The 23371-nt window shown below is 65.8% G+C and carries 22 protein-coding genes; 9 read left to right on the top strand and 13 right to left on the bottom strand.

Annotated features, from left to right (window positions below):
• The first annotated feature begins 50 nt into the window (after positions 1 to 50).
• The 7 genes from AC5P7X_RS01190 to AC5P7X_RS01160 all read left to right on the top strand — a co-directional run bounded on the left by AC5P7X_RS01190 (position 51) and on the right by AC5P7X_RS01160 (position 7834).
• On the top strand, positions 51 to 1328 hold the full coding sequence (locus AC5P7X_RS01190) for an efflux RND transporter periplasmic adaptor subunit (RefSeq protein ID WP_495214343.1): 1278 nt from the start codon (positions 51 to 53) through the stop codon (positions 1326 to 1328).
• Between the two features lie 28 nt (positions 1329 to 1356).
• Positions 1357 to 2079, top strand: coding sequence for an ABC transporter ATP-binding protein (locus AC5P7X_RS01185; RefSeq protein WP_005419487.1), 723 nt, complete (start codon positions 1357 to 1359; stop codon positions 2077 to 2079).
• A gap of 10 nt (positions 2080 to 2089) precedes the next feature.
• A complete protein-coding gene (locus tag AC5P7X_RS01180; protein WP_053497575.1) occupies positions 2090 to 3391 on the top strand; it encodes an ABC transporter permease in 1302 nt (433 codons plus the stop codon).
• A gap of 21 nt (positions 3392 to 3412) precedes the next feature.
• A complete protein-coding gene (locus AC5P7X_RS01175; protein WP_495214341.1) occupies positions 3413 to 4627 on the top strand; it encodes an ABC transporter permease in 1215 nt (404 codons plus the stop codon).
• Positions 4628 to 4643: 16 nt separating this feature from the next.
• Positions 4644 to 5015: a PDZ domain-containing protein gene (locus tag AC5P7X_RS01170; protein WP_053497579.1), complete on the top strand. Its 372-nt coding sequence runs from the start codon at positions 4644 to 4646 to the stop codon at positions 5013 to 5015.
• Between the two features lie 123 nt (positions 5016 to 5138).
• Positions 5139 to 6485, top strand: coding sequence for a sigma-54-dependent transcriptional regulator (locus AC5P7X_RS01165; RefSeq protein ID WP_134955876.1), 1347 nt, complete (start codon positions 5139 to 5141; stop codon positions 6483 to 6485).
• Positions 6482 to 7834 carry a sensor histidine kinase gene (locus AC5P7X_RS01160; RefSeq protein ID WP_053497583.1) on the top strand — a complete coding sequence of 451 codons (1353 nt, stop codon included), beginning with the start codon at positions 6482 to 6484 and terminating at the stop codon, positions 7832 to 7834. The genes AC5P7X_RS01165 and AC5P7X_RS01160 overlap by 4 nt, the downstream gene beginning before the upstream one ends.
• A gap of 68 nt (positions 7835 to 7902) precedes the next feature.
• On the opposite strand, the gene AC5P7X_RS01155 is transcribed toward AC5P7X_RS01160, so the two are convergent.
• Positions 7903 to 8436 (bottom strand): GNAT family N-acetyltransferase, encoded by a 534-nt coding sequence (locus AC5P7X_RS01155; RefSeq protein ID WP_053497585.1) that lies wholly within the window; start codon positions 8434 to 8436, stop codon positions 7903 to 7905.
• A complete protein-coding gene (gene glmU, locus AC5P7X_RS01150) occupies positions 8405 to 9772 on the bottom strand; it encodes a bifunctional UDP-N-acetylglucosamine diphosphorylase/glucosamine-1-phosphate N-acetyltransferase GlmU (RefSeq protein ID WP_495214340.1) in 1368 nt (455 codons plus the stop codon). Before glmU ends, AC5P7X_RS01155 begins: the two co-directional genes overlap by 32 nt.
• Positions 9773 to 9855: 83 nt before the next feature.
• Between glmU and AC5P7X_RS01145 the strand changes: the two genes are divergently transcribed.
• Positions 9856 to 10239 (top strand): GtrA family protein, encoded by a 384-nt coding sequence (locus AC5P7X_RS01145; RefSeq protein ID WP_005419508.1) that lies wholly within the window; start codon positions 9856 to 9858, stop codon positions 10237 to 10239.
• A gap of 221 nt (positions 10240 to 10460) precedes the next feature.
• Here the strand turns inward: AC5P7X_RS01145 and AC5P7X_RS01140 are convergent, their stop codons facing one another.
• The 9 genes from AC5P7X_RS01140 to AC5P7X_RS01100 form a co-directional block, all read right to left on the bottom strand.
• Positions 10461 to 10883, bottom strand: a complete 423-nt coding sequence (locus tag AC5P7X_RS01140; protein ID WP_005419509.1) for a F0F1 ATP synthase subunit epsilon — start codon at positions 10881 to 10883, stop codon at positions 10461 to 10463.
• 113 nt (positions 10884 to 10996) lie between these two features.
• Positions 10997 to 12403 carry a F0F1 ATP synthase subunit beta gene (atpD, locus tag AC5P7X_RS01135; RefSeq protein ID WP_005419510.1) on the bottom strand — a complete coding sequence of 469 codons (1407 nt, stop codon included), beginning with the start codon at positions 12401 to 12403 and terminating at the stop codon, positions 10997 to 10999.
• A gap of 37 nt (positions 12404 to 12440) precedes the next feature.
• Complete coding sequence (gene atpG, locus AC5P7X_RS01130) at positions 12441 to 13304, bottom strand: F0F1 ATP synthase subunit gamma (protein WP_005411129.1); 864 nt, start codon at positions 13302 to 13304, stop codon at positions 12441 to 12443.
• Between the two features lie 97 nt (positions 13305 to 13401).
• The gene (gene atpA / locus AC5P7X_RS01125; RefSeq protein WP_005419511.1) at positions 13402 to 14949 is read right to left on the bottom strand and encodes a F0F1 ATP synthase subunit alpha; all 1548 of its coding nucleotides are present in this window, start codon (positions 14947 to 14949) and stop codon (positions 13402 to 13404) included.
• 44 nt (positions 14950 to 14993) lie between these two features.
• On the bottom strand, positions 14994 to 15521 hold the full coding sequence (locus tag AC5P7X_RS01120) for a F0F1 ATP synthase subunit delta (RefSeq protein WP_005411131.1): 528 nt from the start codon (positions 15519 to 15521) through the stop codon (positions 14994 to 14996).
• Between the two features lie 2 nt (positions 15522 to 15523).
• A complete protein-coding gene (locus AC5P7X_RS01115) occupies positions 15524 to 15994 on the bottom strand; it encodes a F0F1 ATP synthase subunit B (RefSeq protein ID WP_005419512.1) in 471 nt (156 codons plus the stop codon).
• 106 nt (positions 15995 to 16100) lie between these two features.
• Complete coding sequence (gene atpE / locus AC5P7X_RS01110; RefSeq protein ID WP_005411133.1) at positions 16101 to 16406, bottom strand: F0F1 ATP synthase subunit C; 306 nt, start codon at positions 16404 to 16406, stop codon at positions 16101 to 16103.
• Between the two features lie 73 nt (positions 16407 to 16479).
• Positions 16480 to 17280 (bottom strand): F0F1 ATP synthase subunit A, encoded by an 801-nt coding sequence (atpB, locus tag AC5P7X_RS01105; protein ID WP_005411134.1) that lies wholly within the window; start codon positions 17278 to 17280, stop codon positions 16480 to 16482.
• Positions 17281 to 17311: 31 nt separating this feature from the next.
• Positions 17312 to 17677, bottom strand: coding sequence for a hypothetical protein (locus AC5P7X_RS01100; protein WP_014648497.1), 366 nt, complete (start codon positions 17675 to 17677; stop codon positions 17312 to 17314).
• Positions 17678 to 18133: 456 nt separating this feature from the next.
• Here AC5P7X_RS01100 and AC5P7X_RS01095 point away from each other — a divergent pair, with 456 nt between their 5' ends.
• Positions 18134 to 18952: a hypothetical protein gene (locus tag AC5P7X_RS01095; protein ID WP_046984971.1), complete on the top strand. Its 819-nt coding sequence runs from the start codon at positions 18134 to 18136 to the stop codon at positions 18950 to 18952.
• A gap of 745 nt (positions 18953 to 19697) precedes the next feature.
• Here AC5P7X_RS01095 and lpdA read toward each other — a convergent pair.
• Both lpdA and aceF read right to left on the bottom strand, forming a co-directional pair.
• Positions 19698 to 21506, bottom strand: coding sequence for a dihydrolipoyl dehydrogenase (gene lpdA / locus AC5P7X_RS01090; protein ID WP_495214339.1), 1809 nt, complete (start codon positions 21504 to 21506; stop codon positions 19698 to 19700).
• A 106-nt stretch (positions 21507 to 21612) separates the two neighbouring features.
• Positions 21613 to 23334, bottom strand: coding sequence for a dihydrolipoyllysine-residue acetyltransferase (gene aceF / locus AC5P7X_RS01085; RefSeq protein ID WP_495214338.1), 1722 nt, complete (start codon positions 23332 to 23334; stop codon positions 21613 to 21615).
• Positions 23335 to 23371 lie beyond the last annotated feature (37 nt).

Here is a 23371-nt window from a genome sequence, read left to right as displayed (position 1 = left end):
TTGGCACGTTACGTGCTTGGTATTGGCTACCACCGTCAGGCACGCACCCGATGATCCGCGACACTTCCGCACAGGACCAGATCGTTTCCTCCGCCCCGGCCGGCACCACCCGCGCAAGCTGGCATCGCTACCGCTGGCCGGCGCTGGGCGCCATTGCGCTGCTCGCCGGCATCGGCTGGGCGGTCCATGCCTGGTCCAATGCCAGCCGCTCCTTCGACAGCAGCCGCGTGCGCATCGCCGAGGTGAAGCGGGGCGACCTGGTCCGTGACATCGCCGCCGACGGCCGCGTGATCGCCGCCAACAGCCCGATCCTGTACGCGATCTCGGCCGGTACCGTGGACCTGAAGGTCGTCGCCGGTGACGTGGTCAAGAAGGGCCAGGAGCTGGCGATCATCGACAGCCCGGAACTGCGCAGCAAGCTGGCCCAGGAACAGGCAACGCTGGCCGGCCTGGAAGCCGAGGCCAGCCGCGCCGCGCTGGACGCGACCCTGGCCCGTGCCAAGTCACGCAAGGAAACCGACCAGGCCACGATCGAGCGCCAGGCCGCCGACCGCGACCTGCAGCGCTACCAGCGCGGCTACGACGGCGGTGCGGTGCCGCAGATCGACCTGGCCAAGGCGAAGGACTCGCTGAAGAAGGCCGACATCACCCTGGCCAACGCCACCACCGACGCGCGCCTGCAGAGCCAGGGCGCCGACCTGGATGCCCGCAACAAGCGCCTGCTGGCCGACCGCCAGAAGGCCGTGGTGGCCGAAGTGCAGCGCCAGGTCGATGCACTGACCCTGCGCGCCCCGTTCGATGGCCAGGTCGGCCAGGTCCAGGCGGTGCAGTCCACCAACCTGGCCGCCAACGCGCCGGTGCTGGGCGTGGTCGACCTGTCCAAGTTCGAGGTCGAGATCAAGGTGCCGGAGAGCTTCGCCCGCGACCTGGCGATCGGCATGCCGGCCCAGCTGACCGGCGGCAACGGCCAGCCGTTCCCGGGCGAGATCAGCGCGGTATCACCGGAAGTCGTCAACGGCGAGGTCAACGCCCGCGTGCGCTTCGCCAGCGCGCAGCCGGAAGGCCTGCGCCAGAGCCAGCGGATGTCGGTGCGCGTGCTGCTCGATACCCGCAAGAACGCGCTGAAGGTCGAGCGCGGCCCGTTCGTCGAACAGGGCAACGGCATGGCCTACGTGATGGATGGCCGCACCGCCGTGCGCCGCCCGGTGGAACTGGGCGTCAGCAGCCTGGGCGAAGTGGAAATCAAGTCGGGTGTGCAGCCGGGCGACCGCATCGTGGTCTCCGGCAGCGACCTGTTCAAGGACGCCGAACGCGTCTCCGTCAACTGATACCTGAATCCTGGAGAGAGGACACCCCATGTACATGCTCGAAATGCGTTCGGTCGCCAAGGTCTTCCGCACCGAACAGGTGGAAACCCACGCGCTGCGCTCCCTGGAACTGCAGGTCAAGGAAGGCGAGTTCGTCGCCGTCACCGGTCCGTCCGGCTCTGGCAAGACCACCTTCCTCAACATCGCCGGCCTGCTGGAAACCTTCACCAGCGGCACCTACATGCTCGACGGCCAGGACGTGAGCACGCTGGGCGATGATGCGCGCAGCCGCCTGCGCAACCAGAAGATCGGCTTCATCTTCCAGGGCTTCAACCTGATCCCCGACCTCAACCTGTTCGACAACGTCGACGTGCCGCTGCGCTATCGGAAGATGAGCGCCAACGAACGCCGCGAACGCATCGAGAAGGCGCTGACCCAGGTCGGCCTGGGCTCGCGCATGAAGCACTACCCGAATGAGCTGTCCGGCGGTCAGCAGCAGCGTGCGGCGATCGCGCGTGCACTGGCCGGCAGCCCGCGCCTGCTGCTGGCCGACGAACCGACCGGCAACCTGGATACGCAGATGGCGCGTGGCGTGATGGAACTGCTGGAGGAGATCAATGCCGCCGGCACCACCATCGTAATGGTCACCCACGACCCGGAACTGGCCGCGCGTGCGCAGCGCAACGTGCACATCGTCGACGGCCAGGTCACCGACCTGGTGCGCGAGCCGGTGCTGGCCACGCCGCGCCACATCGTCGCCGTCAACGAGTGAGGGCCCGGCCATGTTCGCCTACTACGCCCGACTGGCGGTACGCAGCTTCCGCCGCAACAAGGTCCTGACCGCGCTGATGGTGGTGGCCATCGCGCTCGGCATCGGTGCCTCGATGACCACCTTGACCGTGTTCCATGTGCTGTCCGGTGACCCGATTCCCGGCAAGAGTGACCGGCTGTTCTATGTGCAGGTCGATCCGCGCCCGCGCGGCGGCTATACCCCGGGTGAGGAGCCTGAGGAACAGATGACACGGCGCGACGCCGAGACCCTGCTGCGCGAGAAGCGCGGCATCCGCCAGGCGATGATGAGTGCGGGCGGAGGCACGGTGGAACCGGAGCTCAGCACGCTCAAGCCATTCTCGGTGGATACGCGCTGGACGTCGGCCGATTTCTTCCCGATGTTCGACGTACCGATGCAGTACGGGCGTGCCTGGAGCAGCAGCGATGATGACAATCGCAGCCGCGTGGTGGTGCTGTCGAAAGCGATCAACGACAAGCTGTTCCAGGGTGCTGACAGCACCGGTCGCGAGATCCGCCTGAGTGGCCATTCACTGCGGGTGATCGGCGTGATGAAGAAGTGGAATCCCGAACCCCACTTCTTCGATCTGACCACCGGCAACTACGGCAAGGATGAAGACCTGCTGGTGCCGTTCTCCACTGCGATGGACCTGGAGTTCGGCAGCAACGGCAACATGAACTGCTTCGGCGAGAATCCGGATGGCAGCAGCAACTCGATCAGCGCGCCCTGCAGCTGGATCCAGTACTGGGTGGAGCTGGACCCGGCCAAGGTCGAGGACTACCGCAACTACCTGGTCAACTACTCGGACCAGCAGCGCGCGGCGGGCCGTTTCGAGCGCCCCACCAACGTGCGTCTGCGCCCGGTGATGGAGTGGTTGACGTTCAAGAACGCCGTGCCCAGCGACGTGCGCCTGCAGATGTGGCTGGCACTGGGCTTTCTCGGCGTCTGCCTGGTCAACACCGTGGGGCTGCTGCTGGCGAAGTTCCTGCGCCGCAGTGGCGAGATCGGTGTGCGCCGCGCCCTCGGTGCCAGTCGTGGGCAGATCTTCCTGCAATGCCTGGTTGAAGCCGGTGCGATCGGCGTTGCCGGCGGCGTGCTCGGCATCGGCCTGGCCCTGCTCGGCCTGTATGCGGTACGCCAGCAACCCGTGGACTACGCGAACCTGGCCCACCTGGACGGCAGCATGCTGCTGCTGGCCATTGGCCTGACCCTGTTCGCCAGCCTCGCCGCTGGTTTCCTGCCCGCCTGGCGCGCGATGCAGGTTACCCCGGCCATCCAGCTCAAGTCGCAGTAAGCACGAGTACGAGGACCTCCCATGGACATCCGCCCCATCCTCAGCACCCTGCGCCGGCACAAGACGGCCGCCGCCCTGATCGTGCTGGAAGTCGCCCTGACCTGCGCCATCGTCTGCAATGCCCTGTTCCTGGTCACCCAGCGCGTTGAACGGATCAGCCAGAGCAGCGGCCTGGCCGAGAACGAACTGGTGTTCGTCCGGGTCAGCGGCATCGGCAAGCAGACCAACGGTCAGTCCCGCACCCTGGAAGACCTGTCTGCCCTGCGTGCGGTGCCCGGCGTGACTGCCGCAGCCAAGGTCAACCAGTTGCCGTTCCGCCCGAACTCCTCCAACACCAGCGTTTCGCTTAAACAGGAACAGGAGCGTCCGACCGCCTTCGTCACCATGTACATGTTCGGCGAGGGTGGACTGCCCACGCTCGGACTGCAGCTGACCGCCGGCCGTGACTTCCAGTCAAGCGAGTACAGCAACTTCGAGGACGCACAGAAGAACGCTTCGTCCAATACGGCGTCCTCGGTGATCATCAGCCGCACCCTCGCCGACAAGCTGTACCCGGGCGAGAATGCACTGGGCAAGACGTTCTACATGGGCAAGCAGCCGCTGCACGTAGTCGGCATCGTCGCCGCACTGGCAACGCCCACCGACTACAACAACAACACCACGCTGTCGATCGTGCTGCCGGTGCGGACTGATTTCACCCAGGGACCGTATGTCCTGCGTACCTCCCCAGATCGGCGCGAGGAAGTGCTAAAGGGTGCGATCGCCGCGCTTGAACGTAACGATCCCAACCGGCTGGTGCGTGAAAAGCTGACCTATGAGGCGCAGCGCAATGACTACTTCAAGAACGACAGGGCCATGGTCGGCCTGCTGATCACCGTGTGCATCTCGCTGCTGGTGGTCACGGCACTGGGCATCATCGGCCTGGCCAGCTTCTGGGTACAGCAGCGCAGCAAGCAGATCGGCATCCGCCGCGCGCTCGGTGCCACCCGTGGCCAGATCCTGCGCTACTTCCAGACCGAGAACTTCCTGCTGGCCACGCTGGGCATCGTGCTGGGAATGCTGGCCGCCTACGCGATCAACCTGGCACTGATGAACCTGTACGAGCTGCCGCGCATGCCCCTGTACTACCTGCCGCTGGGCGCGCTGCTGCTGTGGGGGCTGGGCCAGGTCGCGGTGTTCGGACCGGCCCGGCGCGCGGCGGCGGTCCCGCCCGCAGTTGCCACGCGGGGCGCGTGAGGTGCGTGCCTGCCGAATGCTGTTGATGGCACTGCTGCCACTGCCGGCGCTGGCCGGCGGTGGCAGCTCGCAGACGCTGGAATGGCGCCAGGATGATGCCCGCCTGGCGCTCCGTTCGACCGAGGGCCAGGTACGGGTGGAAGCCGTGCGTCCGGAAGCCCGCTTCGGCGTGCGCAGCGGCGACCGCATCCTGCGCTTGGACGATACGGCCGTGCGGCGGATCGAGCATCTTGCCGATGCACTGCGGCATTCCAGTGCCCCGACTGCGTACCTGTTGCTGCGCCGCGACAAACGCGAGCTCACCGTCCCGGTGGACGCCGCCTCATGGCGGCTGGCGCTGGCCGCTCCGCCACCGCCGGCACCACCGCCTCCACCAGCGCGGCGCTGAGACCAGCCCGCCCTCGTCGCCACGGCTTTGGCTATGCTTGATGGGTGGCGCCGGGCTCTCCCGGCGTATGGATACGAACACGGCTCCATCGGCGCCGCCCATCCCTTTCTGCAGAACTGCTTGATGCCTTCGATCCTGATCATCGACGACAACGCCAGCGTGGGCACCGCGCTGGACGTGCTGTTCTCCCTGCATGACATCGACACCCTGCAGGCGCAGAGCCCGGCCGAAGGGCTGGCCCTGCTCGAGTCGCAGCCGGTCGACCTGGTGATCCAGGACATGAATTTCAGCGAGGACACCACCTCCGGCGAAGAGGGCGAAGACCTGTTCGCACAGATCCGCGCACGCCACCCGGACCTGCCGGTGATCCTGCTCACCGCCTGGACCCACCTGAGCAGCGCGGTGGACCTGGTCAAGGCCGGTGCCGCCGACTACCTGGCCAAGCCCTGGGACGACCGCAAGCTGCTGACCACGGTCAACAACCTGCTCGAGCTGTCCGAGGCGCGGCGCGAGCTGGACCGCCGCCGCAGCCGTGAGCTGCGCCAGCGCAATGCGCTGGAAGAGAAGTACGAGCTGTGTGGTGCGGTCTTCGCCGATCCGGCCAGCGAGCGCGTCATTGCCCTGGCCTGCCAGGTCGCGCGCTCCGACCTGCCGGTGCTGATCACCGGTCCCAATGGTGCCGGCAAGGAGAAGATCGCGCAGATCATCCAGGCCAACTCGCTGGTGGCCAAGGGCCCGTTCATCACGGTCAACTGCGGCGCCCTGCCCTCGGAACTGATCGAGGCCGAACTGTTCGGTGCCGAAGCCGGCGCATATACCGGCGCCAACAAGGCACGCGAGGGCAAGTTCGAAGCCGCCGACGGCGGCACGCTGTTCCTGGATGAGATCGGCAACCTGTCGCTGGGCGGCCAGATGAAGCTCCTGCGTGTGCTGGAAACAGGGCGCTTCGAGCGTCTTGGCTCCAATCGCGAGCGCCAGGTCAAAGTCCGTGTGGTCAGCGCGACCAATGCCGACCTGCCGGCGATGATCCGCGACGGCACCTTCCGCGAAGACCTGTACTACCGCCTCAATACGGTGGAACTGGTACTGCCACCATTGGCCGAGCGCCCGGGCGACATCGTGCCCCTGGCCGAGCGCTTCCTGACCGCCGGCAAGCCACTTTCCAGCGCCGCCACCGCGGCCTTGCAACGGCACCCCTGGCCCGGCAACGTGCGCGAACTGCGCAACGTGATCCAGCGGGCCGAGCTGCTGGCGACCGGCAACCGCATCGAAGTGGCCGACCTGAACCTGCCGCGTGCCGCACCTGCACCGCGACCGGCAGCCAGTGCCGGCAATGATCCTGACCGTGCGCGCATCGAGGATGTGCTGGCGCGCAACCACGGCGTCATCGCCCAGGCCGCCGCCGAACTCGGCCTGAGCCGCCAGGCACTGTACCGGCGCATGGACCGGCACGGCATCCCACGCGAATGAAACGGCGCTCGTTCACCTTCCGCCTGTTCCTGCGCCTGCTGCCGGTGCTGGCGCTGGCCGCCGCGTTGCCGTGGCTGCTGGCCTACTGGATGGACCATGGCTGGGTGGTGACCACGGTGTCGGCGCTGATCCTGCTGTCGCTGATGTGGTGGACCCTGCGCCGTGCAACCGCGCCGGTACGTTCATTGATGCGCGCCTTGGCCGGCACCACCAGCAGCTACCGCGACGGTGAGTACAACTTCGGTGTGTACTGGCCAGGCAACGACGAACTGGGTGACCTGGTGCAGGCGCACCGCGAACTGGGCGACGTGCTGCGCGAGCAGCGGCAAGGCCTGGTGCAGCGCGAACTGCTGCTGGACACCATGGTACAGAACACCCCGGTGGCGATGCTGCTGATTGCTTCCGGCGGCGATGGCATCGCCCGCGTGGTGTTCTCCAACCTGGCCGCGCGCAAGCTGCTGCATGGCGGCTGGAAGCTGGAAGGTCAGCGCCTGGAAGAGGTGCTGGAGCAGGTGCCGGTGGAGCTGCGCGATGCCATCGCCCGTGGCGGCGACAGCCTGTTCGCGGTACATGCGGAAGGCGAAGACGGCGATGAGGACGACGAACAGGTCTATCACCTCTCACGCCGATCTTTCCAGCTCAACGGCCGCCCGCACGACCTGCTGCTGGTACGCCTGCTCACCGCCGAACTGCGCCGCCAGGAAGTGCAGACGTGGAAGAAGGTGATCCGGGTGATCAGCCACGAGCTCAACAACTCGCTGGCGCCGATCGCCTCGCTGGCCCATTCCGGCGGCGTGCTGGTACAGCGCGAGCGCTTCGATCGGCTGCCGGAGATCTTCACCACCATCGAAGACCGCGCGCGCCACCTGGAAGGCTTCATCCGTGGCTATGCGCGCTTCGCCAAGCTGCCGCAACCGCAACTGCAGACCGTGCACTGGGCGCCCTTCCTGTCCAGCCTGCGCCAGCAGATTCCGTTCGGCATGGAACGTGAACCGGACGAGGAACTGAGCAGCCGGATCGACATCGCGCAGTTCGGGCAGGCGCTGTTGAACCTGCTGAAGAACGCGCATGAAGCCTGTGCCGAAGCCGATCCGCCCAATGATGACGTGCAGGTGCAGCTGACGCGGTTGCCGCAATGGCTGCGCCTGGATGTGCTGGACCGTGGCAAGGGCATGAACGAGCAGGTGCTGCAGAACGCGCTGATGCCGTTCTATTCGACCAAGCGCAACGGTACCGGGTTGGGACTGGCACTGACCCGCGAGATCGTGGAGGCACACGGTGGGCGGGTGTCGCTGCAGAACCGCGGTGATGGCGGGCTGTGCGTGTCGATCCTGTTGCCGGTGGGGTGAGTTGCCGACTTGGCTCGGTCTGTCAGTAGAGCCACGCCATGCGTGGATGTGCCGACCAGGGTCGGCACCTACCAGACCTGCCGCATCGCCACCCGCAGATGCATTGGAAATCCCAGCGCGGCCTCTTCGGCCATCACCGCGCGCAGGCCCTCGCTCCACTGCGCCTCGGGCACGACCTCGAACCCTTCGCTGGCGTAGAAGGCTGCATTCCACGGCACATCGCTCAAGGTGGTCAGCACCGCTGCAGCAAAGCCAGTGGCCCTGGCCTGCGCCAAGGCATGCCGCAGCAATGCACGGCCATGGCCACGACGCGCGTGCGCTGGATCCACATCCATCTGCAGGACATGGAACTCGCCTGCCAGGTCGCCGGCCAGCAGGTAGCCGGCAACACCGCCGGCGGCGCCATCCACCACCCACAGCTGCCCACGCTCAAGGCCTTCCTGCAGCGTCGGCAGGTCCAGGCCGTGGCTGGCAAACACCGGATAGGCCTCGTGACCCCTCAGCAGTTCGCCGGCACGTTGTTCGATCGCCGGCAGCACACCCAGCTCATCGGTGCGCGGAACCCGTGGCTCAGGACTTCTTGACCGGGCGCTTCCAGCCATCGATGGTTTCCTGTCGTGCACGTGCCAGCGTCAGCTTGCCGTCCGGCGCGGTGCGGGTGATGACCGACCCGGCAGCGATGGTCGCGCCCTCGCCGATGGTGATCGGCGCCACCAGCGAGCTGTTGGAGCCGATGAAGGCGTTGTCGCCGATGGTGGTGGTCGACTTGTTCACGCCATCGTAGTTGCAGGTGATGGTTCCGGCACCGATGTTCACCCTGCTGCCGATCACCGCGTCACCCAGGTAGGTGAGATGGTTGGCCTTGCTGCCGACGCCGAGGGTGACCTTCTTGGTTTCGACGAAGTTGCCGACGTGTACGCCATCGGCCAGCACGGTACCCGGCCGCAAGCGTGCGAACGGGCCGATCTGCGCGGCACCTTCGGTCACCACGCCTTCCAGGTCGCAATGCGCGCGCACTTCGGTGCCGGGCCCCAGGTTGACGTCCTTCAGCCGGTTGAACGGGCCTACGGTAACGCCGTCACCGAGCACGACGTTGCCTTCAAGAACAACGTCGACATCGATCAGTACATCGCTGCCCACGGTGACGGTGCCACGGATATCCAGTCGTGCCGGGTCACGCACGCGCGCGCCCTGAGCGCACAGTGCACGCACCGCACGGCGCTGCCAGGCGCGCTCCAGCTGCGACAGCTGCCATGGATCATTCGCCCCCTCGGCCTCCTGTGCATCGGCGACCAGGGCCATCTCGGCCGGGGTGTACTCATGCGCGGCGAACGCGAACACATCGGTAAGGTAGTACTCGCCCTGCGCATTGCTGTTGGACAGCTGCGACAACCAGCGGCGCAGCGCGGTCGACTCTGCGGCGATGATGCCGGTGTTGATCGTGCGCACGCGCAGCTGGTCGTCGGTGGCGTCCTTCTGCTCGACGATGGAGCCCACCTTGCCCTCTGCATCGCGCAGCACCCGGCCGTAACCGCTCGGGTCATCGACATCGGCCACCAGCACTGCCAGCCGGCCCGGCTGCGCCAGCAGGTCGCGCAGGGTCTGCGCGCGGATCAGCGGCACATCGCCGTACAACACCAGCACCTGCGCAGCGTCGGGAACCTGCGGCATTGCCTGCGCCACTGCGTCGCCGGTACCGAGCTGCTGGACCTGTTCGGCCCACTGCAGGTCGGGCTGGCCGGCGAAGTACTGACGCACCGCCTCGCCACCATGGCCGTAAACCACGTGGATGGCCTCCGGCTGCAGCTCGCGGGCCGTATCGATCACGTGCGCCAGCATCGGCTGGCCGGCGATCGGCTGCAGCACCTTCGGCAGCACCGACTTCATGCGCTTGCCGGCGCCGGCGGCGAGGATGATGACGTGCAGGGCTTGGGTCATGGGAGCAGCAGTCCGTAGTTCGTTGCCGGTGATTCTAGAGCGTGGGCCGTTAACATGGGCATCCCTCCTCCTTCACCACGCCGATGAGCCTGCTCCGCCAGGGAAGCACCTACCTCGTGATCGGGCTCGTGCAGCTGCTGGTCGATTGGCTGGTGTTCGTGGTCGCCACCGCGCTGGGCATGCCGGTCGCGCCGGCCAACATCGCCGGTCGCCTGGCCGGCATGCTGCTGGGCTTCTGGCTCAACGGCCGCTACACCTTTGCCGAGGCCGGCACCCGCAAGCTGGGATGGAAGCGCTTTGCACGTTTCTTCGGGCTGTGGCTGCTGCTGACGGCGACGAGCACGCTGCTGGTCAGCCTGGTCGACCAGGCGCTGGGCCTGCAATTCACGTGGCTGGCCAAGCCGCTGGTGGAAGGCGGGCTCGCATGCGTGTCGTTCCTGTTGATGCGCTACGTGGTGTATCGCTGAGACGAGGCGGGAATCGGGATGCCGGATTGGGGGCGGGAACCGGAACGGTAGAGTCGACTGTCAGTCGACTGCTCTTCCGTGAGGTCGCGAAAATCCCGCGCTGCGCGCGGTAGTCGACTGACAGTCGACTCTACCCCGTCGGCTCTACCCAATCGGCCCTGCCCCGCCCCAAACAAAAACGCCGGCACAGGGCCGGCGTTCTCGTGGATGCAGCGCGAACCTCAGTGCTTGAGATTCTTGCGCAGGCGTTCCAGTGCCTGCAGCTGGACGACGGCTTCAGCCAGCTTCTGCTGGGCTTCGGCCACTTCCATCGCTTCGCCGCGGTTGGCCAGGATGCGTTCGGCTTCTTCCTTGGCCTTGCGGACCGAGGCTTCGTCGATGTCCTGCGCGCGGATCGCGGTGTCGGCCAGCACGGTCACCACCTGCGGCTGCACTTCCAGGATACCGCCGGAGATGGCGAAATCCAGCTGCTCGCCGTTCGGCGTGGTGACCACCACCTTGCCCGGCTTCAGGCGGGTGATCAGCGGCGCGTGCTTGGGCGCGATGCCCAGTTCACCCAGCTCACCGGTGGCCACGACCAGGGTCGCTTCGCCACGGAAGATTTCCTGCTCGGCGCTGACGATGTCGCAACGGATCGTGCTCATGCAAATCTCTTCGCTGTTCGCGGCGGCGCAATGCCACCGTGGGGGTCCACCGGCGCGGGCGGTTGCCCGGCGCCGGCGTCAGGTCGGGCAGGATCGCTCCCGCCCGTCCCGGATCAGGCCTTCTCGGCCATCTTCTTGGCCTTCTCGACCGCTTCTTCGATGCCGCCGACCATGTAGAACGCCTGCTCCGGCAGGTGGTCGTACTCGCCATCGACGATGGCCTTGAAGCCACGGATGGTGTCCTTCAGCGGCACGTACTTGCCCGGCGAACCGGTGAACACTTCGGCCACGTGGAACGGCTGGCTGAAGAAGCGCTCGATCTTACGGGCGCGCGACACGGCCTGCTTGTCCTCTTCGGACAGTTCGTCCATGCCCAGGATCGCGATGATGTCCTTCAGTTCCTTGTACTTCTGCAGGGTCTGCTGGACGCGCTGGGCGGTGTCGTAGTGCTCGTGGCCGATGACCAGCGGATCCATCTGGCGGCTGGTGGAGTCCAGCGGATCGACGGCCGGGTAGATACCCAGCGAGGCGATCGAACGCGACAGGGTGACGGTCGAGTCCAGGTGGGCGAAGGTGGTCGCCGGCGACGGGTCGGTCAGGTCGTCCGCGGGAACGTAGACGGCCTGGATCGAGGTGATCGAGCCGTTCTTGGTCGAGGTGATGCGCTCCTGCAGGACGCCCATTTCCTCGGCCAGGGTCGGCTGGTAACCCACCGCGGACGGCATACGGCCCAGCAGTGCCGACACTTCGGTACCGGCCAGGGTGTAGCGGTAGATGTTGTCGACGAACAACAGGACGTCCTTGCCCTTGCCGTTTTCGTCCTTCTCGTCGCGGAAGTACTCGGCCATGGTCAGGCCGGTCAGCGCGACGCGCAGGCGGTTGCCCGGCGGCTCGTTCATCTGGCCGTACACCATCGCCACCTTGTCCAGGACGTTGGAGTCCTTCATTTCGTGGTAGAAGTCGTTGCCCTCACGGGTACGCTCACCCACGCCGGCGAACACGGACAGGCCGCTGTGCGCCTTGGCGATGTTGTTGATCAGCTCCATCATGTTGACGGTCTTGCCGACGCCGGCGCCGCCGAACAGGCCGACCTTGCCGCCCTTGGCGAACGGGCACATCAGGTCGATGACCTTGATGCCGGTTTCCAGCAGCTCGGTGGCCGGGGACTGGTCTTCATACGACGGCGCAGCGCGGTGGATTTCCCAGTTGTCGCTGGCAGCGACCGGGCCGGCTTCGTCGATCGGACGGCCCAGCACGTCCATGATGCGGCCCAGGGTGCCGGCGCCGACCGGCACCGAGATGCCGCGGCCGGTGTTGACGGCAACCAGGTTGCGCTTCAGGCCGTCGGTGGAACCGAGGGCGATGGTACGCACCACGCCGTCGCCCAGCTGCTGCTGGACTTCGAGGGTGATCTCGGTGTTTTCGACCTTCAGTGCGTCGTACACCTTCGGCACCGATTCACGCGGGAATTCGACGTCGACGACCGCGCCGATGATCTGAACGATCTTGCCCTGACTCATTGCTGCATCCTCTAATGTGTGCTTTGAACGAACGCGGTCAGACTGCTGCCGCGCCGCCGACGATTTCGGAGATTTCCTGGGTGATCGCTGCCTGGCGCGCCTTGTTGTAGACGAGCTGCAGGGTGCCGATCAGCTTGTTGGCGTTGTCGCTCGCCGCCTTCATCGCGACCATGCGTGCGGCATGCTCGGAGGCGACGTTTTCCAGCAGTGCCTGGTACACCAGCGACTCGATGTAACGCGTCATCACGTGCTCGAGCACGGTCGCGGCATCGGGTTCGTACAGGTAGTCCCAGTCGTGGTGAGCGACCTGCTTCTCGGCTGGCGGCAGCGGCAGCAGCTGATCGAAGCTGGCCTTCTGCACCATGGTGTTCACGAAGCGGTTGTAGACCAGGTACACGCGGTCGATCTTGCCTTCGGTGAAGGCGTCGAGCATGACCTTGATCACACCGATCAGCGATTCCAGCTTCGGCACGTCGCCGATGTGGGTCACGCTGCCGACCATGTTGACCTTCACGCGGCGGAAGAAGGTCGAAGCCTTCTGGCCGATGGTCACCAGGTCCACTTCGGCACCCTTGTCCTGCCATGCCTTGGCTTCGCCCAGCATCTTGCGGAACAGGTTGTTGTTCAGGCCGCCGGCCAGGCCGCGATCGGAGGAGATCACGATGAAACCGACCCGCTTGACCTGCTCACGCTCGACCAGGAACGGATGCTGGTAGTCGGTGCTGGCCTGGGCCAGGTGACCGATCACCTGCTTCATCGCCTGCGCGTACGGACGCGAGGTCTTCATCCGATCCTGCGCCTTGCGGATCTTGGAGGCCGAGACCATTTCCAGGGCGCGCGTCACCTTGCGGGTGTTCTGCACGCTCTTGATCTTGGTTTTGATTTCGCGTCCGCTTGCCATCTCTTGTTTCCCGTGGCGCGGGGCTGATGCCCCGCGTTGTTCAACCGTTTGTCATCTGGTCCAGCGGAGCCTGGGGCTCCGCTCTACAGGACCGCGATTACCAGCTGCCGGTGGTCTTGAACTCGGCGATGCCCTTCTTGAAGGCACCTTCGATGTCGTTGTCCCAACCGCCGGTAGCGTTGACCTTGCTGATCAGCTCGCCCTGGGTATTGGCGAAGTGGGCGTGCAGGCCTTCTTCGAACGCCAGCAGCTTGTTGACCGGCACGTCATCGAGGTAGCCCTCGTTGACGGCGTAGATCGACAGCGCCTGGTTGGCGATCGACATGGGCGCGTACTGCTTCTGCTTCATCAGCTCGGTGACGCGCTGGCCACGCTCCAGCTGCTTGCGGGTCGCTTCGTCCAGGTCCGAGGCGAACTGCGCGAACGCAGCCAGCTCACGGTACTGGGCCAGCGAGATACGGATACCGCCCGACAGCTTCTTGATGATCTTGGTCTGGGCCGAGCCACCGACGCGCGACACCGAGATACCGGCGTTCACGGCCGGGCGGATGCCGGCGTTGAACAGGTCGGTTTCCAGGAAGATCTGGCCGTCGGTGATCGAGATCACGTTGGTCGGAACGAAGGCGGACACGTCGCCGGCCTGGGTTTCGATGATCGGCAGCGCGGTCAGCGAGCCGGTCTTGCCGGTGACCTTGCCTTCGGTGAACTTCTCGACGTATTCCTCGGACACGCGGGCAGCGCGTTCCAGCAGGCGCGAGTGCAGGTAGAACACGTCACCCGGGTAGGCTTCGCGGCCCGGCGGACGCTTCAGCAGCAGGGAGATCTGGCGGTAGGCGACGGCCTGCTTGGACAGATCGTCGTACACGATCAGCGCGTCTTCGCCGCGGTCCATGAAGTACTCACCCATGGTGCAGCCCGAGTAGGCGCTGATGTACTGCATGGCAGCCGATTCGGAAGCGGTCGCGGCCACCACGATGGTGTGGGCCAGCGCGCCGTTCTCTTCCAGCTTGCGCACGATGTTGGCGATGGTCGACGCCTTCTGGCCGATCGCAACGTACACGCACTTGATGCCGGTGCCCTTCTGGTTGATCACCGCATCGATCGCCATGGCGGTCTTGCCGGTCTGGCGGTCACCGATGATCAGCTCGCGCTGGCCACGGCCGATCGGGATCATCGAGTCGACCGACTTGTAACCGGTCTGCACCGGCTGGTCGACCGACTTGCGCCAGATCACGCCCGGAGCAACGCGCTCCACCGGAGCGGTCAGGTCGGTGCCCAGCGGGCCCTTGCCGTCGATCGGCTCGCCCAGCGCGTTCACGACGCGGCCCAGCAGTTCCGGACCGACCGGCACTTCCAGGATGCGGCCGGTGGTCTTGGCGACGTCGCCTTCGCGCAGGTGCTCGTAGTCACCCAGGACCACGGCGCCGACCGAGTCGCGCTCCAGGTTCAGGGCCAGGGCGAAGGTGTTGTTCGGCAGTTCGATCATTTCGCCCTGCATCACGTCGGCCAGACCGAAGATGCGCACGATGCCGTCGGACACGCTGGTCACGGTGCCTTCGTTGCGCGATTCCGCGGCCAGCTTGACCTTCTCGATGCGGTTCTTGATCAGTTCGCTGATTTCGGAGGGGTTGAGCGTGGTTGCCATCGTCAAGTCCTAGTGCCGGCAGCGGGGCCGGACGTTAAATGAATTCAGTTAGCGAGCGCGGTCTGCAGACGGGCCAGCTTGCCCTTCAGCGAACCATCGATGACCACGTCGCCGGCGTCGATCACGGCGCCGCCGATCAGCGAAGCATCGACCGCAGTGGTCACGTCGACCTCGCGGTTGAAGCGCTTGCGCAGCGCGACCTTGATCGCGTCCAGCTCGCCGGCCGACAGCTCGGCAGCCGAGGTGACGGTGGCCTTGACCACGTGCTCGGCTTCGGCGCGCAGGGCGTCGAACATGCCGGAGATTTCCGGCAGCAGCGGCAGACGATGCGATTCGGCCAGGATGGCCAGGAAGCGCGAGTAGGTCTCGCCGTGGGACACCGGCGCCAGCAGGGCGACGGCGTCGTCACGACCCAGCTCCGGGTTGGCGAGCAGGGCCGCCACGCGCGGGTCGGCGGCGACGTGGGCGGAGAACGCCAGGGCGTCCGACCACGGCGCGAACGCGCCTTCGTCGCGCGCGGTCGCGAACGCGGCGCGGGCGTACGGGCGGGCAAGCGTGAGGGCCTGGCTCATCCTTAGATCTCCGAGGCCAGCTCGTCGAGCAGCGCCTTGTGGGCGTTGGCGTCGATTTCGCGCTTGAGCAGCTTTTCGGCACCGGTCACGGCCAGCGCGGACACCTGCTTGCGCAGATCTTCACGGGCACGGTTGGCGGCGGCGTCGATTTCAGCCTGGGCCAGTTCCTTCTGACGGGTGGCTTCGGTGATCGCTTCGTTGCGGGCAGCATCAACGATCTGGTTGGCACGCGCATGGGCCTGATCGATGATCTCGTTGGCCTTGGTGCGGGCTTCCTTCAGCGCTTCGTTGACCTTCTCCTGCGCCTGGGCCAGATCTTTCTGGCTGCGGTCGGCAGCAGCGAGGCCTTCAGCAATCTTCTGCTGGCGCTCTTCGATCGCGTTCATCAGCGGCGGCCAGATCTTGGTCGCGATGATCCAGATCAGACCAGCGAAGGCCAGCGCCTGCGCAAGAAGGGTGAAATTGATATTCATGGTTAGCTCGATCGCTGGTTTCGGGGTGGACGCGCCGCCGAAGCGGCACATCCGGCCTTCATCCGAAACCGGGTGCATCAGCACCCGGTCGTCTCAAACCGCTGTATCAGCCGGCCAGAGCCTTGGTGACGGCGCCAGCGAAGGCAGCCGACAGCGGGTTGGCGAAGGCCAGCAGCAGGCCAACGGCGACCGAGATGATGAACGCGGCGTCGATCAGGCCGGCGGTGATGAACATGCGGACCTGCAGGACCGGGATCAGTTCCGGCTGGCGGGCGGCCGACTCCAGGAACTTACCAGCCATGATGGCCAGACCCAGACCGGCGCCCAGCGCGGCCAGGCCGATCATGATGCCGACGGCAAGGGCGGTGGAGCTCTGAATCTGCGCGAAGTTGGTCAGGACGGCGAAGTACATGGTTATCTCCAGGAACTTAAGTTGCTAAGGGTGATGAAACGGATGAAGGTTGAAACGCGTTGAAGCTTGAAACTCAGTGAGCGTCTTCCGACAGGCTCAGGTACACGATCGACAGCATCATGAAGATGAAGGCCTGCAGCGGGATCACCAGCAGGTGGAACAGCATCCAGCCGAGGCCGAACACACCACCGGCAATGGCACCGAAGAAACCGGCACCACCCAGCACCCAGATCAGCAGGAACACGATTTCGCCGCCGAACATGTTGCCGAACAGTCGCATCGCCAGCGAGATCGGCTTGCTCAGCCACTCGACGATGTTGAGGATCAGGTTGAACGGCATCATCCACTTGCCGAACGGCGCCGTCAGGAATTCCTTGATGAAGCCGCCCAGGCCCTTCGACTTCAGTGCGAAGAACAGCATCAGGAAGAACACGCTGATGGCCATGCCCAGGGTGGCATTGACGTCAGCGGTCGGGACCGGCTTCCAGTAGTGCACGCCCGCCCATTCCAGCGGCTTGGCGATGAAATCGGCCGGGATCATCTTCAGCAGATTCATCAGCAGAATCCAGAAGAAGATGGTGATGGCGATCGGCGTGACCAGCTTGCTCTTGCCGTGGTAGGTGTCCTTGGCCTGGCGGTCGACGAACTCCAGGCAGATCTCGACGAAGGCCTGCCACTTGCCAGGCACGCCGGCGGTGGCCTTGCGGGTGCCCAGCCAGAACGCGACAACGATCACCAGGCCCATCAGGACCGCGGTGAGGAAGGTATCGACGTGGATATGCCAGAACATACCCTCACCCTTGCCGACCGGCGCGGTCAGGTTGTGCAGGTGATGCTGGATGTAGCTGGTAGGGGTTAGAGCCTCGCCCGCCATGTGTCCGGAACCTTCAGTTAATTGAATTCTGTCAACGCCTGGCCATCGCCAGGACCTGGAACATCAAGCCGACGGCGATACCGGCCAACAGCGCCAATGCAGGCAGCTTGAAGACCAGGAACCCCACCAGCAGGACGCCGAAAACCACGACCCACTTGGCCACGATCGCAATGATCAGGCGAGCCATCGCCGATCCTGCGGCCACCGCCCCACCCCCCAGCGCCATCCTTGCCGCCACCCAGCCACCGGCCGAAATGGCCACACCGGACGCCAGCGCGCCGAGGGCATATTTCGGACCGACCAGCAGGAAGGCCAGGGCCAGGACAGCGACCGCGGCCAGCGGGTAGACCGCGGCGCGCAGCATCAGTCGCCGACCCGCATCAACGGAGTTCAGCACAGGACGTCCCGCGTGGTTGCAAGTGGAAGGCTGAGGCGGCTACAGCAGGGGGGCCTCATCGAGCCGCCAAATTATAGCAATGGGACAATTTGCGAGACAACCGCTGCCTGTTCATCCCGGGAAGCCGCAAGTTGCGGTAACGGTTACATTTTTGCGTACCACCCGGGGGACAATGACTTCCGCATGATGCTGCACCGCAGTATTGAACTTTGGTCGCAGGCGAGGAACTTTCGCCGGATGCGCGGGTCCGATCTTTCGACCTGCCTGCAGCATCCTCGTCGGCTCCACCCCGCAGGTCCCACGATGGCCCCGAAGCCCGTCTCCGGGGCCATCTTTTTGCATCGTCGCGACAGCACTGAACCGTGCACATGCCGTGGACCATACGTTCACGGATGGTGGACGGGCCTGTCCGGCACAGTGGTCTTCATTCTGATGAACCACTGCAAGGACTCTTCGATGCGCCCCGTACCCACCCTGCTCGCTCTCTCCCTGATCGCCGCCGGCGCCTCGTTCGCCACCGCTGCCCACGCCGCCGAAGGCGACGACCGCTTTGCCCTGCGCCTGGGTGCGATGAACATCGACTCGGACAACACGCTCCGCGGCAAGACCAATGTCGCCGGGCAGGACATCGGCTTTTCCGAGGACTTCAAGCTGGGTGGCAAGGAGTGGGAGCCGCGCATTGACGGCATGTTCCGCATCAGCAACCGCCAACGCCTGCTGTTCAACTATTTCAAGTACGACAAGGACCGCCGCGAGACCCTCGGCCAGGACATCTCCTTCGGTGACGTCAACGTGCCGTCCGGCAGCTTCGTCAAGGGCGAACTGAAGTACCAGGTGGCCAGCCTGGTCTATGACTACTCGGTGGTGGACACCGATACGTTCGACCTCGGCCTGCAGCTGGGTGCCGAGTACGCCAAGGTCAGCACCAAGGCCTACGCCGACCTCGGCACCGTGTACGAAGGCCAGTTCCTCAACGAGAAGACCGACGGCGTGGCGCCGGTGGTCGGTGCGCGATTGAGCTTCACCCCGTCCGAGAAGTGGATGATCACCCTGCAGGGCCAGTACCTCAACACGCGCTGGGGCAGCTTCGATGACTACAAGGGCGATCTGAGCCGCGCCAACGCCATCGTCGATTACCGCTTCACCAAGAACTTCGGTGTGTTCGCCGGCTACGACTGGTTCAAGCTCGATGCGGACAAGAAGGGCAGCGACGGCACCATCGGCCTGAAGCAGGAATTCAAGGGCCCGGTGGCCGGCGTCAGCTTCGTGTTCTGACACCCGCCCCTTCCACGGCACTCTCTCTCCTGGCGCGGCCTCCGGAACATCGGGGCCGCGCTTTTTTGATTGCACGGTCAAGCAGAAGCGGGTTGGTCGAGCGCGGGGGGAGAGGGGCTTGCGTGCGAATGTCCCCCGGCGCCGGCCTGCGGCCGTCACCTCCTCCTTTACTTCGCACGCAAGCCCCTCTCCCCCCGCGTGTCAGGCATCCGGGCGGCTTTGGCACTGGCTCTTACTATCCGCAAGCCGAGCCGCAGCGCGGGTGGCAGGCGTTTGGACAAAGTAAAGGAGGAGGCGACCGCCGCAGGCGGACGACGGGGGACATTTGTCCAGACGCCGGCCACCTGCGCTGCGGCCCAGACCTTCGCGGTGACAGTTGCCGTAGACGCAGGCGTGGTCGAGCGCTGGAGGGAGCGGGGGCTGGCTGCGAATGTCCCCCGGCGCCGGCCTGCAGCCGTCACCTCCTCCTATACTTCGCACCCAGCCCCCGCTCCCTCCGCGTGTCAGGCATCCAGGCGGCCCAGGCAGTGGCTCTCGACTACCCGCAAGCCGAGCCGCTGCGTGGGTGGCCGGCGTCTGGACAAAGTAAAGGAGGAGGCGACCGCCGCAGGCGGACGACGGGGGACATTTGTCCAGACGCCGGCCACCCGCGCAGCGGCCCGAACGCTCGCAATGAGAGTGATCGAAGCTCAACAAAAAACCCCGGCAGATGCCGGGGCTTTTCGTTCGGAACGGCGCGGGCGCCTTACTTCTTCTTCGGCATGTACAGATCGGTGATCGTGCCGTCGTAGATTTCCGAGGCCATCGCCACCGATTCGCTCAGCGTCGGGTGCGCATGGATGGTGTGGCCGATGTCTTCGGCTTCGGCACCCATCTCGATGGCCAGGCCGATCTCGGCCAGCAGGTCACCGGCATGCACGCCGACGATCGCGCCGCCGATGATGCGGCGGGTCTCCTCATCGAAGATCAGCTTGGTGAAGCCCTCGGTGCGACCGATGCCGATCGCGCGGCCGCTGGCGGCCCACGGGAACTTGGCCACGCCGACCTTCAGGCCCTTGGCCTTGGCTTCGGTCTCGGTCACGCCCACCCAGGCGATTTCCGGGTTGGTGTAGGCCACCGACGGAATCACGCGGGCCACCCACTCCTTCTTGTGACCAGCGGCCACTTCGGCGGCCAGCTTGCCTTCGTGGGTGGCCTTGTGGGCCAGCATCGGGTTGCCGACGATGTCGCCGATGGCAAAGATGTGCGGCACGTTGGTGCGCATCTGGCGATCAACCGGGATGAAGCCACGCTCGGTGACCTGCACACCGGCCTTCTCGGCATCGATCTTCTTGCCGTTCGGCGAACGCCCGACGGCCACCAGAACACGGTCGAAAGTGCCCTGTGCCAGCGCCGGTGCCTGGCCTTCCTCGGCCGCCTCGAAGGTCACGGTGATGCCCTTGGCATCGGCGGTGACGCCCGAGGCCTTGGTCTTCAGGTGCACTTCGATGCCCTGCTTCTTCAGGCGGTCGGCCAACGGCTTGACCAGGTCCTTGTCGGCGCCCGGCATCAGCTGGTCCATGAACTCGACCACGGTGACCTTGCTGCCCAGTGCGCTGTACACAGTGGCCATTTCCAGGCCGATGATGCCGCCGCCGACGACCAGCAGCGAGCCCGGCACTTCGGCCAGCTCCAGCGCGTCGGTGGAATCCATCACGCGCTTGTCGTCCCACGGGAAGTTCGGCAGCTTCACCGCCTGCGAACCAGCGGCAATGATGCACTTCTGGAAGCGCAGCAGCTGGGTGCTGCCGTCTGCGGCGGTGATCTCCAGTTCGTTGGCCGAGATGAACCTGCCGACACCCTGCACGTTGCGGACCTTGCGCTGCTTGGCCATGCCGGCCAGGCCCTTGGTCAGCTGGTTGACGACCTTTTCCTTGTACTGGCGCAGCTTGTCCAGGGTGATGGTCGGCTTGCCGAACTCGACGCCGAAATCGCCGGCGTGGGCCACTTCGTCGATCACCGCGGCAGCGTGCAGCAGCGCCTTGGACGGAATGCAACCGACGTTGAGGCAGACGCCGCCGAGGCTGGCGTAGCGCTCGACCAGCACCGTATCCAGGCCGACGTCGGCGGCGCGGAAGGCGGCGGTGTAGCCGCCCGGGCCGGAGCCCAGCACGACCATTTCGCATTCGATGTCGGCCGGCTTGCCACTGGACAGCGCCGGCTTCGGTGCCACCGGCTCGGCCGGGGCGCGGTGCGAGGGGGTCACCGGCGGCTTGCTGGCCGGAGCGGCCGGAGCCGGAGCCGGCGCAGCGACCTTGGCCGGGGCTTCGGCGGCGCCTTCAGCGTCCAGCACCACGACCACGGCGCCTTCGGACAGGGTATCGCCCAGCTTGACCTTGATCTCCTTGACCACGCCGGCCGCCGAGGACGGCACTTCCAGGGTGGCCTTGTCCGACTCCAGGGTCACCAGGCCCTGATCCTTCTTCACCGTGTCGCCGACGGCGACCAACACTTCGATCACCGGAACATCGCTGTAATCGCCGATGTCGGGAACCTTGACTTCAATCGTGGCCATGGTGGTTTTCCTTGTGCCCGGCCGGCATGGCCGGCGGGCTGTCACTGCATCTGTTCACGCGGCCGCGCCAGGGGCAGCGGCCGCACGGTGGGGGCAAAGCGATGCCTTACAGCAGCACGCGGCGCATGTCGGCCAGCACCTGCGACAGGTACGTGGTGAAGCGTGCGGCCAGGGCGCCGTCGATGACGCGGTGGTCGTAGCTCAGCGACAGCGGCAGCATCAACTTCGGCGCGAACTCCTTGCCATTCCAGACCGGCTGGATGGAGGACTTGGACACGCCCAGGATGGCCACTTCCGGTGCATTGACGATCGGGGTGAACGCGGTGCCACCGATGCCGCCCAGCGAGCTGATCGAGAAGCAGCCGCCGCTCATGTCGGCCGGGCCCAGCTTGCCGTCGCGCGCCTTCTTGGCCAGTTCGCCGGTTTCCTGCGCGATCTGCACCACGCCCTTCTTGTCCACGTCGCGGATGACCGGCACGACCAGGCCGTTCGGCGTATCGGCGGCAAAGCCGATGTGGAAGTACTTCTTCAGGGTCAGGTTCTCACCGCTGGCGTCGAGCGAGGCGTTGAATTCCGGGAACTTCTTCAGCGCCGCGGCGCTGGCCTTGATCAGGAAGGCAAGCATGGTCAGCTTGATGCCGGCCTTCTCGTTTTCCTTGTTCAGCGCCACGCGCAGGCCTTCCAGGTCGGTGATGTCGGCCTGTTCGAACTGGGTGACGTGCGGGATCATCGCCCAGTTGCGGGCCAGGTTCGCGCCGGAGATCTTCTTGATGCGCGACAGCGGCTGGACTTCGGTCTCGCCGAACTTGCTGAAGTCGACCTTCGGCCACGGCAGCAGGTTCAGGCCACCACCGGCGGCGACGGCGCCACCGGCAGCTGCTGGCACACCACCACTGAGTGCGGCCTTGACGAACTTCTGCACGTCAGCCTTGGTGATGCGGCCGCCCTTCTCGGTGCCGTTGATCTGCAGCAGGTCCACGCCCAGTTCGCGGGCGAACACACGCACCGCCGGGGTGGCATACGGCACCTTGGCCGGCAGCACGCCATCGGCGTTGAACTGCACCGGCGGGCTGGACGGGGTACCGGCCGAGGCGATCTCGCGGGCCGCCAGCTTGTCCGGCTGCGCCGGAACGGCGACCGGCTCGACCTTGGTGGCTGTCTCAGCGGCTGCAGGCGCGGCGGCAGCGGCGGCCTTGGTCGGTGCCGGAGCGGCAGCGCCCTCGGCCTCGATGATCGCAACCACATCGCCCTGCGACAGGTTGTCGCCGACCTTGACCTTGATCTCCTTGACCACACCGGCCACCGAGGACGGCACTTCCATGGTGGCCTTGTCGCTTTCCAGCGTGACCAGGCCCTGGTCCTTCTTGACCGTGTCGCCGACGGCGACCAGCACTTCGATGACCGGGATGCCGGCGTAGTCGCCGATGTCCGGCACCAGCGCTTCCACTGCGCCACCGCTGGCGGCCGGAGTGGCCGGAGCGGCCGCCGCAGCGGCGGCCGGGGCCGGCGCGCTCTGGGTGGCGGCAGCCGGGGCAGCGGACTTGGCCGGTGCCGGTGCGGCGGCGGCCAGCGCGGCGGCTTCGCCTTCGGCCACTTCGATCAGCGCCACGACCTTGCCTTCGGACAGGCTGTCGCCCACCTTGACCTTCAGTTCCTTGACCACGCCTGCCACCGAGGACGGCACTTCCATCGTCGCCTTGTCGCTTTCCAGCGTCACCAGGCCCTGGTCCTTCTTGACCGTGTCGCCGACGGCGACAAGCACCTCGATTACCGGGATATCGCTGTAGTCACCGATATCGGGGACAAGTGCTTCCTTGATTTCGGCCATGGGGATAACTCCGGCAATCTGGTGTAGGGAAACGTCT

Source organism: Stenotrophomonas sp. YJH_SMC_53 (assembly GCF_059369995.1).
The sequence above is the reverse complement of the archived record's forward strand: the minus strand, read 5'-3'. Positions and strand labels throughout refer to the sequence as shown.

Bases quoted from the DNA above. Each gene is read 5' to 3' on its own strand.
- AC5P7X_RS01190 (WP_495214343.1), top strand. From the start codon at position 51: ATGATCCGCGACACTTCCGCACAGGACCAGATCGTTTCCTCCGCCCCG.
- AC5P7X_RS01185 (WP_005419487.1), top strand. From the start codon at position 1,357: ATGTACATGCTCGAAATGCGTTCGGTCGCCAAGGTCTTCCGCACCGAA.
- AC5P7X_RS01180 (WP_053497575.1), top strand. From the start codon at position 2,090: ATGTTCGCCTACTACGCCCGACTGGCGGTACGCAGCTTCCGCCGCAAC.
- AC5P7X_RS01175 (WP_495214341.1), top strand. From the start codon at position 3,413: ATGGACATCCGCCCCATCCTCAGCACCCTGCGCCGGCACAAGACGGCC.
- AC5P7X_RS01170 (WP_053497579.1), top strand. From the start codon at position 4,644: ATGCTGTTGATGGCACTGCTGCCACTGCCGGCGCTGGCCGGCGGTGGC.
- AC5P7X_RS01165 (WP_134955876.1), top strand. From the start codon at position 5,139: ATGCCTTCGATCCTGATCATCGACGACAACGCCAGCGTGGGCACCGCG.
- AC5P7X_RS01160 (WP_053497583.1), top strand. From the start codon at position 6,482: ATGAAACGGCGCTCGTTCACCTTCCGCCTGTTCCTGCGCCTGCTGCCG.
- AC5P7X_RS01155 (WP_053497585.1), bottom strand. From the start codon at position 8,436: ATGGCTGGAAGCGCCCGGTCAAGAAGTCCTGAGCCACGGGTTCCGCGC.
- glmU (WP_495214340.1), bottom strand. From the start codon at position 9,772: ATGACCCAAGCCCTGCACGTCATCATCCTCGCCGCCGGCGCCGGCAAG.
- AC5P7X_RS01145 (WP_005419508.1), top strand. From the start codon at position 9,856: ATGAGCCTGCTCCGCCAGGGAAGCACCTACCTCGTGATCGGGCTCGTG.
- AC5P7X_RS01140 (WP_005419509.1), bottom strand. From the start codon at position 10,883: ATGAGCACGATCCGTTGCGACATCGTCAGCGCCGAGCAGGAAATCTTC.
- atpD (WP_005419510.1), bottom strand. From the start codon at position 12,403: ATGAGTCAGGGCAAGATCGTTCAGATCATCGGCGCGGTCGTCGACGTC.
- atpG (WP_005411129.1), bottom strand. From the start codon at position 13,304: ATGGCAAGCGGACGCGAAATCAAAACCAAGATCAAGAGCGTGCAGAAC.
- atpA (WP_005419511.1), bottom strand. From the start codon at position 14,949: ATGGCAACCACGCTCAACCCCTCCGAAATCAGCGAACTGATCAAGAAC.
- AC5P7X_RS01120 (WP_005411131.1), bottom strand. From the start codon at position 15,521: ATGAGCCAGGCCCTCACGCTTGCCCGCCCGTACGCCCGCGCCGCGTTC.
- AC5P7X_RS01115 (WP_005419512.1), bottom strand. From the start codon at position 15,994: ATGAATATCAATTTCACCCTTCTTGCGCAGGCGCTGGCCTTCGCTGGT.
- atpE (WP_005411133.1), bottom strand. From the start codon at position 16,406: ATGTACTTCGCCGTCCTGACCAACTTCGCGCAGATTCAGAGCTCCACC.
- atpB (WP_005411134.1), bottom strand. From the start codon at position 17,280: ATGGCGGGCGAGGCTCTAACCCCTACCAGCTACATCCAGCATCACCTG.
- AC5P7X_RS01095 (WP_046984971.1), top strand. From the start codon at position 18,134: ATGCGCCCCGTACCCACCCTGCTCGCTCTCTCCCTGATCGCCGCCGGC.
- lpdA (WP_495214339.1), bottom strand. From the start codon at position 21,506: ATGGCCACGATTGAAGTCAAGGTTCCCGACATCGGCGATTACAGCGAT.
- aceF (WP_495214338.1), bottom strand. From the start codon at position 23,334: ATGGCCGAAATCAAGGAAGCACTTGTCCCCGATATCGGTGACTACAGC.